This is a genomic window from Chryseobacterium gwangjuense, assembly GCF_021311115.1.
Lineage (GTDB): Bacteria > Bacteroidota > Bacteroidia > Flavobacteriales > Weeksellaceae > Chryseobacterium > Chryseobacterium gwangjuense.
The window spans coordinates 269,236-283,943 of record NZ_JAJTNP010000001.1 but is presented as its reverse complement, the minus strand read 5'-3'; the positions used below and the strand labels follow the sequence as shown (position 1 = coordinate 283,943).

Below are 14,708 nucleotides of genomic sequence, written 5' to 3'. Positions count from 1 at the left end.
TCACATACTTTTTAAAACCTGAATGAATTGAATATTCTCTTCTCGATTTCCCACATTCACTCTTATACAATTAGGAATTTGAGGACTTCTTTTACTGGTCAGAATCTCATTTTCTAATAGTTTTTCGTACACTTTTTCTACATTTTCAAATTCAATAAGAAAGAAATTGGCGTCAGTCGGATATACTTTTTTGATACATTTTATAGACTGAAATTCATTTTTAAGCCAGGAAATTTCATTTAAAGTATTTTCTATATTTAATTTTACAACTTCTTGTTTGTTAATTATTTCAATTATTTTATTTAAACTTAATGAGTTAATATTATAAGGCGCTTTCACCGTATTGATCAGCTTAATAATTTCTTCTGAAGAATAAGCAATTCCCACTCTTGCTCCTGCCATTCCCCAAGCTTTTGAAAAGGTTTGAAGAACAATCAGATTAGGGTATTTTTCTAATAACTCAGTACATGATCTTTTTCCTGAGAATTCTATGTAAGCTTCATCAACCACTACAATTCCATCGAAATTTTGAATGTAAAATTCAATGTCTTCTACAGAATTCCCGGTTGGATTATTGGGCGAACACAAGAAAAATACTTTAGATTTAAAATCTTTTGAAATTTTGATAAAATCATCTTTTACAATTTCAAAATCTGCATTTAAATTAAGCTTTATGACCTTATTTTCATTGATAGAAGCATAAAAACCATACATCGCAAACGATGGATTCATCATTAAGATCGAATCTTTTTTCGGCTCACAAAAAACCTTGATGATCAAGTCAATTAATTCATCACTTCCGTTTCCTATTGTGATTTGACTGGCTGAAATTTTTTTTATCTTAGAAAGTTTTTGTTTTAATTTCTTCTGAGTAGAATCGGGGTAACGATTCAGTTCACCAAACGGATTCTCATTCGCATCAAGTAAAACAGGATTTTCAAATTCATTGTTATCCCTAAAACTGATGTAAGGTTGTAATTCTAAGATATTTTTTCTTACTAAACTATTGATGTTAAATTCTTTCATGTTCTTATTTTAATCTTATACTTACGGCATTTTTGTGAGCGAATAATCCTTCTGCTTCTGCCATGATTTTTATTGTTTTCCCTAAATTCTGAAGTCCTTTTTGTGATAAATTCTGAAACGTAATCTTCTTCACAAAGCTGTCTAAAGAAACTCCGCTGTAATTTTTTGCAAATCCGTTGGTGGGAAGAGTGTGGTTGGTTCCACTTGCATAATCTCCTGCGCTTTCACAAGAATAATTTCCAAGAAAAACAGAACCTGCATTTTGAATTTCAGGGATATACTTTTCAAAGTCTTCCAAAGCTAAAATCAAGTGTTCTGGAGCATATAAATTACTGAATTCTAAAGCTTCATTAATTGTATTTAGCAAAATAAAGTGACTATTTTTTAAAGCTTCTTTGGCAAATTCATTTCTGGGAAGTCCTTTAAGCTGTTTTTCCGTTTCTTTAATGGTTTGATTAAAAATTTCATCATCCGTTGAAAGAAAAATTACCTGACTATCGCTTCCATGTTCTGCCTGAGAAAGTAAGTCTGCTGCGCAAAATTCAGGAATAGCCTGTTGATCGGCAATTACAAGTACTTCACTTGGTCCTGCAGGCATATCAATGGCTACATTATAATTTTGAGCAAATTCTTTGGCTGCTACAACATATTGGTTTCCAGGTCCGAAAATTTTATACACATTCGGAATACTTACTGTACCTAAAGTCATTGCTGCAATGGCTTGTGCTCCACCGGTTTTAAATATTTTAGTCACTCCACAAAGCTTTGCCGTGTAAAGAATCGCCGGATTAATATTTCCATTTTTATCAGGAGGTGTACATAAAATGATTTCTTTGCAACCTGCCAATTGAGCAGGAATAGCAAGCATTAAAACCGTAGAAAATAAGGGTGCTGTTCCTCCGGGAATGTAAATTCCGACTTTTTCGATGGCTCTGTTTTCTCTCCAGCAAACCACTCCTGTTGTAGTTTCAATCTTTTCTATTTCAGTGATTTGGGAAGCATGAAATTTTGTAATATTATCTTTTGCCTGTTGAATAACTTCTTTTAACTCATCACTGATTAAGCTTACTGCATCTTCTATTTCTTTTTCAGAAATTTTTATATTGTTGATTTCAGCTCCATCGAATTTCTTATTAAAATTAAGTAATGCCTGATCTCCATTTTTTTCAACTTCCTTAAAAATATCAGCAATTAATTCTGTGAGTTTTTCCCTTTGTAAAGCAGGTCTTTTTACCAATTCCGACCAATTTTCTTTTTGAGGATATGTATTAATTTTCATACTTAAATTACCATTTTATCAATTGGGATTATTAGAATATCTTGTGCTCCTTTTTCTTTCAGTTCGTCGATGACTTCCCAAAAACGTTCTTCATCAATGACTGAATGAATACTGCTCCAACCCTTTTCTGCTAATGGAATTACGGTAGGACTTTTAAGGACGGGAAGTGTTTTTGAAATAAGATCTATCTTCTCATTCGGAACATTCATCAGAATATATTTTGAATTTTTTGCCTTTAAAACGGCTTTGATTCTGAATAGGAACTTCTCTAAGATGGATACTTTTTCCGGACTTAATTGTGAAGTTTTTGCCAGTACAGCTTCGGATTTTAAAAGGGTAAGTGTTTCTCTCAATCCGTTTTTAAATAAAGTACTTCCGGAGCTTACAATATCACAGATTCCATCAGCAAGACCAATATTAGGAGCGATTTCGACAGAACCTGAAATAATATGGATATCTGCTGAAATATTATTTTTCTGAAGAAAGTTTTTTAAAGTATTCGGATAAGAGGTTGCAATTTTTTTACCCTGAAAGTAATTGATATCATTCGTTTCAATTTCTTTGGGAATGGCTAAGGAAACCCTGCATTTTGAGAAGCCTAACGGTTGGATAATTTGAATGTTTTTTTGCTTTTCAACGAGAAGATTCTCACCTACAATGGCAATATCAACCACTCCGTCTTCTAGATATTGAGGAATATCCGAATTTCGTAAATACATGATTTCCATTGGGAAATTATCAACAGAAACTTTGAGCTGGTCTTTTCCGTTGTTGATGAAAATTCCACAGTCTTTGAGGAGCTGAAGAGATTCTTCGTAAAGCCGTCCGCTTTTTTGTATCGCTATTTTTATTGTACTCATTTTACTTTTGTTGAGTCTGAGCAAATAAAAATGGTTGAATTGAAAAAATTTCCCGGGATAAATTTAGAAACAAAAAAACCGTCTATTTACTCAGACGGTTTTTAATTATTTTGATTTTTAACATAGTCATTGATCAACAATTCCGTCTAGCAGAGATGATGATAATAATGATGTACTGTTAAAAAATTCGGTTTCATTGTTGAAATTTTGTGGTACAAATGTAGGACTAATTTTTAATCCTGCAAGAATTTTACGAAATAATTTTTCTGTAGAGCGTTATCAATTCGTTGGCAATAGGTTCGTCATTAAACTTCTGAACAAACTCAAAACTCTTTTCAGCACGGCGTTTTCTTTCAGATTCATTCTCCCACAAAAACTTTATTTTTGACTGAATATCTAAATGATTTTGGGGATCAATGTAAACAGAATCCGGACCGCCTGCTTCTGGAAGACAGCTTGTATTGCTTGTGATCGTTACTGTTTTTGAGAAAAGGGCTTCTATTACAGGGATTCCAAAACCTTCAAAAAAGCTTGGATAGACAAAAATATCAGCTGATTTATAAATAACAGCCAATTCATCCATCAAAACTCCTTCTAAAAAATGAATCTGTTTTTCCATTTTATTCTTCTGGATAAAAGCAGCTATTTTTTGATAATATTTTGTTTTTTTTCCGACTACAACCAATGGAATATCGGTTCCGTTAATTCCTTTTACAATATTTAAAAGATTCTTACGGTCTTCTATGGTTCCGACATTTAAAATAAATCGTTCAGGAAGGTTAAATTTTTCTTTTGTCTGTTGGATAAATTCTTCAGATTGTTGTTCTTTAAAAGCTTTGTGACAGCCCTGATAAATCACTTCAATCTTAGATTCGGGAACTTTTAAAAACTGGATGATATCTCTTTTGGTCTGCTCTGAAATGGCAATGATTTTATCTGCAGTATTTGCTGCTTTTTTAAATTTCCAAAGATGAATTTTTCGATCAAAAAAAGAATAATAATGAGGATATCGTACGAATATCAAATCATGAATCGTAACGATTTTTTTGATTGGTTTTTTGTCCCACTTTAATGGTAATTCTCCTGATAATCCATGGAAAATGTCTGCATTTTGTTTTTGTGCATCTTTTCCCATTTTAAATTGTCGGGACATGCTTCCTTTTGAGGTTTCAACAAAATAAACATTAGGATTTTCTAAAATATCTTTCCCTCTATCTGATTGATTTTTATTGAATAAAATGTATTCGTTTTCAGGGAAATATTTCGATAGAATACGAACCAGATCACGGGAATAGTTGCCTAATCCTGATGTGTTATGAAAAAAACGTTTCGCATCATAAGCTATCTTCATTCTCCGGTCTTATGATGTTTTGGGTCAATTGTTTCTTTTTCCAGTGTTCGGATTTGTCTTTATACAGGAAGAACTTGCCAAGTTTATATTTAAACTGCATTTTGTTGTCATAATGAGGTCCCAAAAATCTGTGAGGAATATTTGGATTTTCTTTAAGACATTCTTTAATTGAGTCTGTATAAACTGTTGGACCAGTGGTTTTATGAACATTATGAGGATGTGGATTATTTTTGATATTATCCATTATATTTTCCAATGTTCTTTGTAAAAATGGGTGTCCGGCTTCATAAACCAGACCCCATTGTACATAATATGTTGGCGGATCTTCATCCGTAACTAATGCAGCATCATCTTCGCGAATTAATTTCCTTAACGGGATATTTATTCCGCTGTCAATATCAAGATATACACCTCCTTTTTTGTATAAGATGGCATATCTGAAAAAATCTGCTTTGGCAGCTCCTATGGTAAGCCTGTTGTAGGCTTTCAGATATTCAGGCGGAAATTCATCTTTAAAGAATTCGGTAATCCTTTTATCATCATAGAAATGATACTGATATTCCGGATTTTTCTTCAACATTCTTTTAATATGAAACTTCGTAAGCCAGGGCAGCTTATCGGTTTTAAAAGTCTGAAAGATCTGTTTAGGAATGGCCATAGTTTTGTATGAGTTTAAACTGCTACATTGTTATCTCTCAATGCATCATTAAGAGATGTTTTTTTATCTGTAGATTCTTTTCTCTGACCGATGATCAAAGCACAAGGAACCTGATATTCTCCTGCAGGATATTGTTTTGTATAACTTCCAGGAATTACTACTGAACGTGCAGGAACTCTTCCTTTAATTTCGATAGGTTCAGGACCTGTAACATCAATGATTTTTGTAGAAGCTGTAAGAACAACATTTGCTCCCAAAACGGCTTCTTTTTCTACGTGAACACCCTCTACAACGATACATCTTGAACCGATGAAACAGTCATCTTCAATGATTACCGGAGCAGCCTGAAGCGGTTCTAAAACACCACCGATTCCTACACCACCACTCAAGTGAACGTTTTTACCTATTTGTGCACAGCTTCCAACAGTTGCCCAAGTATCAACCATTGTTCCTGAATCTACGTAAGCACCAATGTTTACATAAGAAGGCATCAAAATTACTCCCGGAGCAATGTAAGCTCCTTCTCTTGCAATTGCATGAGGTACAACTCTCACTCCTTTTTCAGCATAGTTTCTCTTCAAAGGCATTTTGTCATGAAATTCAAACGGACCTACTTCAATAGTTTCCATTTTCTGGATTGGGAAGTACATTACGACAGCTTTTTTCACCCATTCATTTACCTGCCATCCGTTTTCCGTAGGCTCTGCTGTACGAAGTTCTCCTTTATCAACCAAAGAAATAACCTCTCTGATAGCCTTCTGGCTGTCTTCATTCTGCAATAATTCTCTGTTGTCCCAGATGTTTTCAATAGTTTGTTGTAACGACATGTTTCTTATTTGAATTTAATTGAATAATTAGAGCTCCAAAGATACAAAAAAGATCAAGCAAATAATTTTGAAAATTGATAATGATAAAAATGATTTTAATCAATCTATAATGAATTCCATGGTTTTTTCAATGTGCTTTTTTTTAATGATTGCTTCTGCATATTTTATATTGTGTGCAGAATTATATTTTGCTAAATAAGCATGATTAATATGAGGAGTAAGCTCATCATTATCTGCAGGAATTATTCCTTGTATATCAAAAATAAGATTTCCACATTTTATCTGACCTTTTGAATGCTGTATAAAAGTGTTGTACCAGCTTTTTTCAGAAAGTCCCCACGATCTTGCAAAAATCCGGTCTTCAACGACCACCATCCAAATTTCTAAAAAATCGGAGCGCTCTATACCTGCCTTTATTCCTATGATCGTATTGTTTTTGATAAAGTTCAATGCAATGCTTTTATTCATTTTAATTTTTTAACAAAACTAATTTGAATACAAAAAAACTGCAATTTTATTATTCCGTCTGTATGAAATAGAATGCAGATTCAATTATTTTTGATGTAAGTTGATTTTATAACATCATTTTGTGTAATGTGTTTATCAAACACTCGCGATAGCTTTTGGCTACTGTAATTTTTAAATCTTTGCAGATAATTTGATTGTTTTCAAAAGAATCAATATTGGTAAGATTAACAATGTAGGAATTATGAATACGCATAAATTCCTGTGGAAGGCTCTCAATTAAATCTTTAAGGGTTTTATAGTAAATATATTTTTTTTGATGAACAGTATTGATTTCAACATAATTTCCCAGCCCTTTTATCACGGTAATATCATCAAAAAATAGCTTGATCAATTTTTTGTCTGTTTTAATAAAGGCAAAAGTTTTATTTTCCATGCTCATTGTCTCTGCTATGATTTATAAAACCCTTTGAGCATGAAGATAAGCCTTATTCCAGTATTTTTCATTGAGTGAAGAAATGGTAACTCCTTTTGAGGTAGAAGCATGAATGAATTTTACTTCACCATCACTTCCAATATCATGTACGATTCCGACATGAGAAACTCTGCTTCCTCCGCCTGTTGCAAAAAATAAAAGATCACCCGGTTTTACGTCAGTAATATCAATTTGTTCTCCGGTTAAAGCCTGATCTGAAGATCTTCTGGGAAGTTTGAAATCGTTTTCTTCAAATACTTTTAAGGTAAACCCAGAACAATCGAAACCGGAAGGTGTATTTCCTCCGAATTTATAAGGGGTACCAATATATTTTTCGGCATCTTTTAAAATATCATTAATCGATTTGGATACTTTACCGTCAAATTTTGAATCTAATTTTCTTAGGTTTTCGGCTCTTGCTACAGATTTGGTTTTTGAATTTTTATTGGAAGCACTTTTTGAGCTTCCGCAGGAAATGATAATTGAGGATGTAATCAGTAGAACAGATACTCGTTTTATTCTTAAATGTTTTTCAAATAATCCCAATTTCATACGCTGGATGGTTGTTTAATGAAGTATGTGTATTGCAAATATATACATTTAGAATAGGATGTAATCCTTAGATTTTGTTAAATTAACCTAATATTTCGTAATTGATTTATGTCTTTAAAAACAAAAAACCGGAAAAGTAAATTTTCCGGTTCTGTATATGTATTCTTAATCTTAATTTTTATCCTTTTCACCTGTCCAGCTTCCTGATCTTCCTGGTGTAGGAACTGAATTTACCCAAGTTCCGCTTCCTTTTTTATCAGTGTTAAGATTACCTCTGAATTCTCCGTCTGATGGAAGCCCTACTACTGCGTTTAAATCTCCTGAAGAATTCAGGTTTCCTGAAATGTTATAGTTTTCCTGATTGTTATCAGAATGCATCGTTCCGGTAACTTTCCCATCACTTGCTACAACAATATTCCAAACTCCTTTATCATTACCATCATATGTTCCGTGCCAAGTTCCGATAAAGTCGTAAATGCTGTCGTCATCAGAGCTACATCCAATAAATAAAAAAGCTGTTAATAAGAGTAAAAAAAGTTTCTTCATAGTTTTAATAAAAAAGTTTTATGAAATAAATTCAATTGTGGAGAATACGGGATTCGAACCCGTGGCCTTTTGACTGCCAGTCAAACGCGCTAGCCAACTGCGCCAATCCCCCATTCGTCGTCCGTATTCTGAAACGCTACAAAAGTAAGTATTTAAACTACATATACAAATAATTTGTTAGTTTTTATTTAACGAAAATAGAAATTATCTGTATAATTATCATTATTTATACTATTTTAAGACTGAAATAAAAAAACGCATGCTAAAACCAGCATACGTTTTTTAAGAAAATAGATCGCAATATTTATTTCCAACCGCCTCCTAAAGCCTGATAAAGCTCTACAGCAGCTTTCATTTTACTGTATTGGGCATTTGAAATATTAAGTTCTGCGTTTAATGAATTTACGCTTGCATTCAATACTTCAAGATAGTTGGCCATTCCGTAATTAACCAATTCCTGAGAATAGTCTACCGATTTTTTATAAGATTCCAATTCTTTTTGTTTTAAGTCAATAAAAGAATCCTGAACAGAGAATACTCTGATGGCATCAGAAACTTCTTTTCCAGCCGTAAGAACTGTTTTTCTAAAATTTAAATAAGCGGTTTCCTGATTGGCAAGGCTTACTTCATAGTTGGTTTTAATTGTTCTTCTGTTCAAAATAGGTTGAGCTAAACCTCCTACTACGCTTGCAAATAATGAATTAACACTGAATAAATGATCGATGTCCATCGATTGTAACCCTCCATTTCCTGTAATTTTCAACGTAGGATAAAACTGAGCCTTTGCAGCATTGGTCAATTCAAAAGCATTCATAAGACTGTATTCAGCTCTCATTACATCAGGTCTGTTGGCTAATAACTGAGCCGGATATCCTAATTTTAAATCAATCGGAACATGCTGGCTTTTCAATGTTGATCTTTCAATGGCATGAGAAGGTTCTCCCATTAAAAGACTCATTGTGTTCTCTAATAATTGAATCTGCGTATCAATATCGATGAGTAAAGATTTTGCATTGAAAACCAGTGCTTCACTTTGCTGAACAGCAACTTCTGTAACGGTTCCGGATGCTTTTAAAGCTTTTGTGGTTTCTAAATTTTTCTCACGAACCGCAATAGTTTCAGTGATGATTCTTTTTTGATCATCAAAAGTCAGTAATTGATAATATGAGGAAGCAATAGATGCAACCAAATCACTTTTTACTGCCTTATGAGCGGCAACAGTCCCTAGATAAGTTGCCATTTGCGCTTTTTCCTGAGCTCTCAATTTCCCCCAAATATCAGCCTCAAAACCAATACTTGCAGTAATATCAAGCTGATTGATATATCTTCTGTCACCAAACAAACGTCCGGTTTGTGTATTTAAAGACTGTGTCTGAAAAGTATAGCCGGGACCCACCGTTACAGTAGGTTGATATGCCGCTTTACTTTGTTTTAAATAGGCTTCTGCGGAAGTAATGCTCTGTAAAGCAATTCTTATGTCTAAATTGTTTTCTAAAGCTTTAGAAATATGCCCCTGAAGTATCGGATCTGTAAAAATTTCTTTCCAGGAAACGTTTGCAACATTTATACTGTCTGAAGGAAGCATATCTGTACGGAACAGCTTTTCGTCTACCACATTTTTGGGGCGTTCATATTCTTTTCTGGCCATACAAGATGATACGGCAGCAAGAATTGCAACTGAAAAAGTGATTCCTTTTATGATGTTTAATAAACTCTTCATTTTTTGTAATTAGAAGTTAGAGTTTAGAAGTTAGAAGCTAGTTTTAGGCTAACTTCTAATTTCCTAAACTTTACATTTATTCTGCTAAATTGATTTCTTCTTTTTTGATAGGTTTAATTTTCTCTTGTAGATATTCGAAAATCACATATAAAACAGGTATTACGAATAATCCTAAAATGGTTCCTATTAATAATCCTATTGCCGCACCTGTCGCGATCGATCTATTTCCTACCGCACCAATTCCGCTTGCTAAAACTAATGGTAATAAACCGAAGATGAATGCAAATGAGGTCATTAGAATCGGTCTTAACCTTGCTTTTGCAGCATTAATGGCAGACATAACGATCGTTTCACCATGATGTCTTCTCTGAACAGCAAATTCTACAATCAAAATGGCATTTTTAGCTAATAATCCGACCAACATGATTAAGGCAATCTGGAAATAAATATTATTTTCCAAGCCCATGATTTTTTGTCCGAAATAAGCTCCCATTACCCCAAGAGGTAGGGAAATTACTACAATTAACGGAAGAATATAACTTTCGTACTGAGCAGAAAGGATAAAGTAAACAAATACTAAACTTAATGCAAAGATCAAAAGGGTCTGAGAACCAGAATTTAATTCCTCTCTGGTTAATCCGGTAAATTCAACATCATAATTTTGATTCAGGGTTTCTTTGGCAACCTGTTGTACAGCTCCAATCGCATCTCCGGAACTGAATCCTGCAGAGTTGGCTCCTGTGATTTTCACCGACGTAAATAGGTTGTAACGGCTTACCGATTGTGGTCCGTATGCTTTTTCCAATGTTACAAACTGTGAAATTGGTGACATTGCTCCCGAACCTGTTTTTACATACAATTGATTAAGATTATTTACATTTTGTCTGTTTTCAGGAAGTGCCTGAACCATTACTCTGAACTGTTTTCCATACTTAGTAAAGTCAGCCGTATAGATTCCTCCGATATAGCCTTGCATTGTTGCCAAGATATCACTTACAGAAACGCCAAGTTGTTTTGCCAAAGGAACGTTGATTTCCATTTGATATTGAGGATACTTGGTGTTGAATGAAGTCTGGGCGAACTCAATTTCAGGTCTTTCCATCAATTTACCGATAAATTCATTGGTTTTAGCATCCAGATCTGTATAGGCACCTCCCGATTTGTCAAGCAACACCATTTCAAATCCTGCACTATTACCAAATCCAGGTACACTTGGAGGCTGGAAAAACACAACTTTAGCATCAGGAACAGCTCCTGAGATTCCAAATAATTTTTTTGTAATGTCTTCTGAGGTTAAATTGTCTTTTTTTCTTTCCTCAAAAGGCTTTAATTTAACAAAAGCAAGACCGTTGTTGCTTCCGTTTCCTGATAAGAAACCTCTACCGGTAGAAATCGTTACGTTTTGTACTCCAGGTATTTTTAATGCTTTTGCCTGAAGTGTTTTCAGAGCATTATAGGTTCTTTCCATAGAAGCTCCCGGTGGAAGCTGAACATCTGTAAAAATGATTCCTCGGTCTTCTGTAGGTACAAATCCTTTTTTCATGGTAGAACTTGCCCAGAATAAAATTCCCCCGGTAACTGCAAAAATGATAAGAGTAACCCATTTGTGTCTCAATAGAAATACAAACCCTTTTCCGTATCGTTCTGTGGCAGTTTTAAAAGCTATATTAAATTTATAGAAGAACTTATTAAGGATGTTCATTTTTTGATATTCTTCATGATGCGCCGCATGTGGTTTTAGGAATAATGAACATAAAACGGGGCTTAATGTCAATGCGTTTACAGCAGAAATAATAATCGCCACAATCAAGGTAATACCAAACTGTTGGTAGAAAACTCCTGTAGGTCCTGTAATAAACGTTACCGGAATAAATACGGCAGCCATTACCAAAGTAATTGAAATGATCGCTCCTGTAATTTCATCCATGGCTTCTACTGTTGCTTTTTTGGCATCAGAAATCCCATGCTCCATTTTAGCATGTACTGCCTCGACGACGACGATGGCGTCATCTACCACAATACCGATGGCTAAAACTAAAGCAAAAAGCGTTAATAAGTTGAGTGAATATCCAAATAAATTCAGGAAGAAAAATGCCCCCACAATAGAAACCGGAACTGCAATGGCCGGAATTAGGGTAGATCTGAAATCCTGAAGGAAAATATACACTACAATGAATACCAGAATAAATGCCTCGATTAAGGTATGAACCACCTTTTCGATTGATGCTTCAAGAAATTCGTTGGTATCGAAGTTATAGGTGTATTTAATTCCTTGTGGGAAACTACTTTCTGCTGATTTTAAGTAAGTTTTAATGTTCTGAATAATCTCCTGTGCATTAGAACCTGGCGTTTGGAAAATCCCCATACTGATGGACGGATTGTTTCCATTTTCCCCAATTCCAGTGTAAGACTGACCTGCCAATTCTACTTTTGCAACATCTTTCAGCATTAAATTTTGTCCGTCCGGAAGAGATTTAATAATGATATTATCGTACTGTTCTTTATCGTTGAATTTTCCGACATATTTAATAATGTATTCAAAAGAACTTCCACTGTTTTGTCCGATAGAACCCGCTGCAGCTTCTCTACTCTGTTCATTGATTGCCGTAGTAACATCATTTGGTGTAAGGCTGTAAGCCGCCATTTTAGCAGGATCAAGCCAGATTCTCATAGAGTAGTTTTTCCCTCCGAAAACGTTGGCGTCTCCTACTCCATTAATCCTTTTTAAATTCGGAATGATATTGATATTCAAGAAGTTTTGAAGATATACGTCATTCAAATCCTTGTTTTCAGAATAGAAAGACATATACATCAATGCACTCGTCTGTTGTTTTTGGGTAACCACCCCGGAACGTGTAACCTCACTTGGTAATAACGGAGTGGCTCTCGCTACACGGTTTTGTACGTTCACCGCAGCAATATCCGGGTCAATTCCTTGTTTAAAGAAAACCTGAATATTGGCAGAACCGTCATTTCCTGCAGAAGAGGTAATATAGTCCATTCCTTCTACCCCGTTGATCTGTTCTTCCAAGGGTACAACAACACTTTTCATTACAGTTTCTGCATTGGCTCCTGTATAGTTTGCCGTAACACTTACGGTAGGCGGAGCAATGTCGGGATACTGTGTAACCGGCAACGAGACAAGTCCTAAAACACCGAGAATCACAATCAAAATTGAGATTACAGTGGATAAAACCGGTCTGTTTATAAAATTTTTAATCATCTTAGAATTTCGGTTTTATTGATTGAACAAGACTATCCATTTTCACAGGTTTTTTAATTACTGCTGTTCCCGGTTTTAAACCTCCAATTCCAGCTGCAATGATTGTTTCATCTTTATTGACTCCTGATTTAATTAAAGCCATATTGTCGATTCTGTCAATAACTTCAACAACAGCATTTTTAGCAGTGTCTTTTTCTACTTTGTAAACGTAAACAATACCTTGTTGTTCGTAAGTAGCACTTTCCGGAACAACTAAAACGTTGTCATATGCTTTTGGTAATCTGATTGTTCCGCTGTTCCCGTTACTCAATAGTTTTTGAGCATTGCTAAAGCTTACTCTGAACTGGATTGTTCCTGTTGTTGGGTCAATTTGTCCTGTAATAGCCTCAATTTTACCTTTTTCAGGATAAAGGCTTCCGTTTGCCAGTTGCAATTCAACCATCGGAAGGTTTTTTATTTTTTCAGGCATTGAAGCTCCCGGAGATTTTTCAAGGAAATCAAAATATTCTTTTTCATTCATTGAAAAGTAAGCATAAATCTCTGAAGTATCTGAAATCGTAGTCAAAGGGGTTTGATCTGTTGGTCCTACCAAACTTCCTACTTTCAAAGGAAGCTTCCCGATTACTCCTGAAATAGGAGCACGAATAACAGAATATTCGATATTGGCTTCTACTCCTTTATAATTGGCAACTGCTTGTCTTTTTGCTGCATTGGCTTGTTGCAATTGGGCTTGAGCCTGAGCTAAATTTGCTTGAGCGGTTTGTAACTGAACATTACTGATGATATTTTTCTGAACAAGCGGTTTGAGTTTGTTCACTTCAACCTGAGCTGCATTTACTGAAGCCTGAGCTGCTGCAATATTAGATTCTGCTGCTCCGATTCCTGCTTTTGAAGCAGCTGCATTTTCGCTCAAGATATTGGTTTCAAGACGGAATAAAGGCTGTCCTTTAGTAACATGCTGTCCTTCATCTACCAAAACCTGTGTAATGTATCCCTGTATTTTAGCGCGAACATCATTGTTTACTCTACCTTGGATGGTAGCCGGAAATGTTTGATAGCCGACTATATTTTTTACCTCCACATTCACAACAGGATATGGTTTTGCACCATCCTGCTTCGGAGCTTCTTTTTTGCAGGCTGTGAGTGAAAGCGCCGCAATAGAAAGTATAACTAGTTTACTGTTCATTTTATAGTTTATTAAGTGATTCCTGAATATTAAGTATGTTTTTGTTTAATAGAGCTTTGTAAACTTCCATTTTTTCGTTGTACCCATCGTCATGATTTTTTTTAAATTGATCTAAGTCATCTAGTAGTTTTAATTCGTCTTGCATCTTTTGAACTATTTTTTCAAATCTTATCTTCTTATATTCATCATTGATGAAAAAATATCGTTTTCGTTCATCCATTTTATTATGATCCACAATAAGCTGGGCTTTCAGTAATAAAGAAATACTTGTAGAAACCGAACTTTTGCTTGCAGAAAGAACTTCCACAAACTCGTCAAAAGTAATCCCCACTTTATCATAATCGAAAAGCAGATAGGCATAAATTTTGGAAGCTAATGGAGGTACATTGAAAATGGTGCCGTAGAACTTTACAGCATCCTGAAAAATCTTTTCATCAATTTCTATACTCTTATGCATGGTATATAAATTTGAACAAATGTAAAAATTAGTTCAGAACTAAACGAACAAACCCAATAGAGTTTCTCAATATTGGGTCTTTT

The 14,708-nt window shown here is 34.6% G+C and carries 14 protein-coding genes and 1 tRNA gene; all 15 read right to left on the bottom strand.

The features are described 5' to 3' along the window. The 15 genes from hisC to LV842_RS01195 all read right to left on the bottom strand — a co-directional run bounded on the left by hisC (nt 1) and on the right by LV842_RS01195 (nt 14,625). Nucleotides 1-1,026 (bottom strand): histidinol-phosphate transaminase, encoded by a 1,026-nt coding sequence (gene hisC, locus LV842_RS01265; RefSeq protein WP_233109649.1) that lies wholly within the window; start codon nt 1,024-1,026, stop codon nt 1-3. A 4-nt stretch (nt 1,027-1,030) separates the two neighbouring features. Next, nucleotides 1,031-2,305 carry a histidinol dehydrogenase gene (hisD, locus tag LV842_RS01260; RefSeq protein ID WP_233109648.1) on the bottom strand — a complete coding sequence of 425 codons (1,275 nt, stop codon included), beginning with the start codon at nt 2,303-2,305 and terminating at the stop codon, nt 1,031-1,033. 2 nt (nt 2,306-2,307) lie between these two features. Beyond that, on the bottom strand, nt 2,308-3,165 hold the full coding sequence (hisG, locus tag LV842_RS01255; RefSeq protein ID WP_233109647.1) for an ATP phosphoribosyltransferase: 858 nt from the start codon (nt 3,163-3,165) through the stop codon (nt 2,308-2,310). Between the two features lie 250 nt (nt 3,166-3,415). Continuing rightward, nucleotides 3,416-4,516: a glycosyltransferase family 4 protein gene (locus LV842_RS01250; protein ID WP_233109646.1), complete on the bottom strand. Its 1,101-nt coding sequence runs from the start codon at nt 4,514-4,516 to the stop codon at nt 3,416-3,418. Then, complete coding sequence (locus tag LV842_RS01245) at nt 4,500-5,174, bottom strand: glycosyltransferase family 32 protein (protein WP_233109645.1); 675 nt, start codon at nt 5,172-5,174, stop codon at nt 4,500-4,502. The genes LV842_RS01250 and LV842_RS01245 overlap by 17 nt, the downstream gene beginning before the upstream one ends. Nucleotides 5,175-5,188: 14 nt before the next feature. Beyond that, entirely contained in the window at nt 5,189-6,001 is an 813-nt protein-coding gene (locus tag LV842_RS01240; protein WP_233109644.1) for a 2,3,4,5-tetrahydropyridine-2,6-dicarboxylate N-succinyltransferase, read from the bottom strand. A 99-nt stretch (nt 6,002-6,100) separates the two neighbouring features. After that, entirely contained in the window at nt 6,101-6,469 is a 369-nt protein-coding gene (locus LV842_RS01235) for a DUF2255 family protein (protein ID WP_233109643.1), read from the bottom strand. Between the two features lie 106 nt (nt 6,470-6,575). Continuing rightward, nucleotides 6,576-6,902 (bottom strand): LytR/AlgR family response regulator transcription factor, encoded by a 327-nt coding sequence (locus LV842_RS01230; protein WP_233109642.1) that lies wholly within the window; start codon nt 6,900-6,902, stop codon nt 6,576-6,578. Between the two features lie 21 nt (nt 6,903-6,923). Next, nucleotides 6,924-7,493 carry a C40 family peptidase gene (locus LV842_RS01225; RefSeq protein ID WP_233109641.1) on the bottom strand — a complete coding sequence of 190 codons (570 nt, stop codon included), beginning with the start codon at nt 7,491-7,493 and terminating at the stop codon, nt 6,924-6,926. 171 nt (nt 7,494-7,664) lie between these two features. After that, nucleotides 7,665-8,039 (bottom strand): hypothetical protein, encoded by a 375-nt coding sequence (locus tag LV842_RS01220; RefSeq protein ID WP_233109640.1) that lies wholly within the window; start codon nt 8,037-8,039, stop codon nt 7,665-7,667. Between the two features lie 38 nt (nt 8,040-8,077). Next, nucleotides 8,078-8,151 (bottom strand) — tRNA-Ala (locus tag LV842_RS01215). A gap of 192 nt (nt 8,152-8,343) precedes the next feature. After that, the gene (locus LV842_RS01210) at nt 8,344-9,759 is read right to left on the bottom strand and encodes a TolC family protein (protein ID WP_233109639.1); all 1,416 of its coding nucleotides are present in this window, start codon (nt 9,757-9,759) and stop codon (nt 8,344-8,346) included. Between the two features lie 76 nt (nt 9,760-9,835). After that, nucleotides 9,836-12,982 carry an efflux RND transporter permease subunit gene (locus LV842_RS01205; protein ID WP_233109638.1) on the bottom strand — a complete coding sequence of 1,049 codons (3,147 nt, stop codon included), beginning with the start codon at nt 12,980-12,982 and terminating at the stop codon, nt 9,836-9,838. 1 nt (nt 12,983) lies between these two features. Further along, nucleotides 12,984-14,168, bottom strand: coding sequence for an efflux RND transporter periplasmic adaptor subunit (locus tag LV842_RS01200; RefSeq protein WP_233109637.1), 1,185 nt, complete (start codon nt 14,166-14,168; stop codon nt 12,984-12,986). 1 nt (nt 14,169) lies between these two features. Then, complete coding sequence (locus LV842_RS01195; RefSeq protein WP_233109636.1) at nt 14,170-14,625, bottom strand: transcriptional regulator; 456 nt, start codon at nt 14,623-14,625, stop codon at nt 14,170-14,172. Nucleotides 14,626-14,708 lie beyond the last annotated feature (83 nt).

Bases quoted from the DNA above. Each gene is read 5' to 3' on its own strand.
- hisC (WP_233109649.1), bottom strand. From the start codon at position 1,026: ATGAAAGAATTTAACATCAATAGTTTAGTAAGAAAAAATATCTTAGAA.
- hisD (WP_233109648.1), bottom strand. From the start codon at position 2,305: ATGAAAATTAATACATATCCTCAAAAAGAAAATTGGTCGGAATTGGTA.
- hisG (WP_233109647.1), bottom strand. From the start codon at position 3,165: ATGAGTACAATAAAAATAGCGATACAAAAAAGCGGACGGCTTTACGAA.
- LV842_RS01250 (WP_233109646.1), bottom strand. From the start codon at position 4,516: ATGAAGATAGCTTATGATGCGAAACGTTTTTTTCATAACACATCAGGA.
- LV842_RS01245 (WP_233109645.1), bottom strand. From the start codon at position 5,174: ATGGCCATTCCTAAACAGATCTTTCAGACTTTTAAAACCGATAAGCTG.
- LV842_RS01240 (WP_233109644.1), bottom strand. From the start codon at position 6,001: ATGTCGTTACAACAAACTATTGAAAACATCTGGGACAACAGAGAATTA.
- LV842_RS01235 (WP_233109643.1), bottom strand. From the start codon at position 6,469: ATGAATAAAAGCATTGCATTGAACTTTATCAAAAACAATACGATCATA.
- LV842_RS01230 (WP_233109642.1), bottom strand. From the start codon at position 6,902: ATGGAAAATAAAACTTTTGCCTTTATTAAAACAGACAAAAAATTGATC.
- LV842_RS01225 (WP_233109641.1), bottom strand. From the start codon at position 7,493: ATGAAATTGGGATTATTTGAAAAACATTTAAGAATAAAACGAGTATCT.
- LV842_RS01220 (WP_233109640.1), bottom strand. From the start codon at position 8,039: ATGAAGAAACTTTTTTTACTCTTATTAACAGCTTTTTTATTTATTGGA.
- LV842_RS01210 (WP_233109639.1), bottom strand. From the start codon at position 9,759: ATGAAGAGTTTATTAAACATCATAAAAGGAATCACTTTTTCAGTTGCA.
- LV842_RS01205 (WP_233109638.1), bottom strand. From the start codon at position 12,982: ATGATTAAAAATTTTATAAACAGACCGGTTTTATCCACTGTAATCTCA.
- LV842_RS01200 (WP_233109637.1), bottom strand. From the start codon at position 14,168: ATGAACAGTAAACTAGTTATACTTTCTATTGCGGCGCTTTCACTCACA.
- LV842_RS01195 (WP_233109636.1), bottom strand. From the start codon at position 14,625: ATGCATAAGAGTATAGAAATTGATGAAAAGATTTTTCAGGATGCTGTA.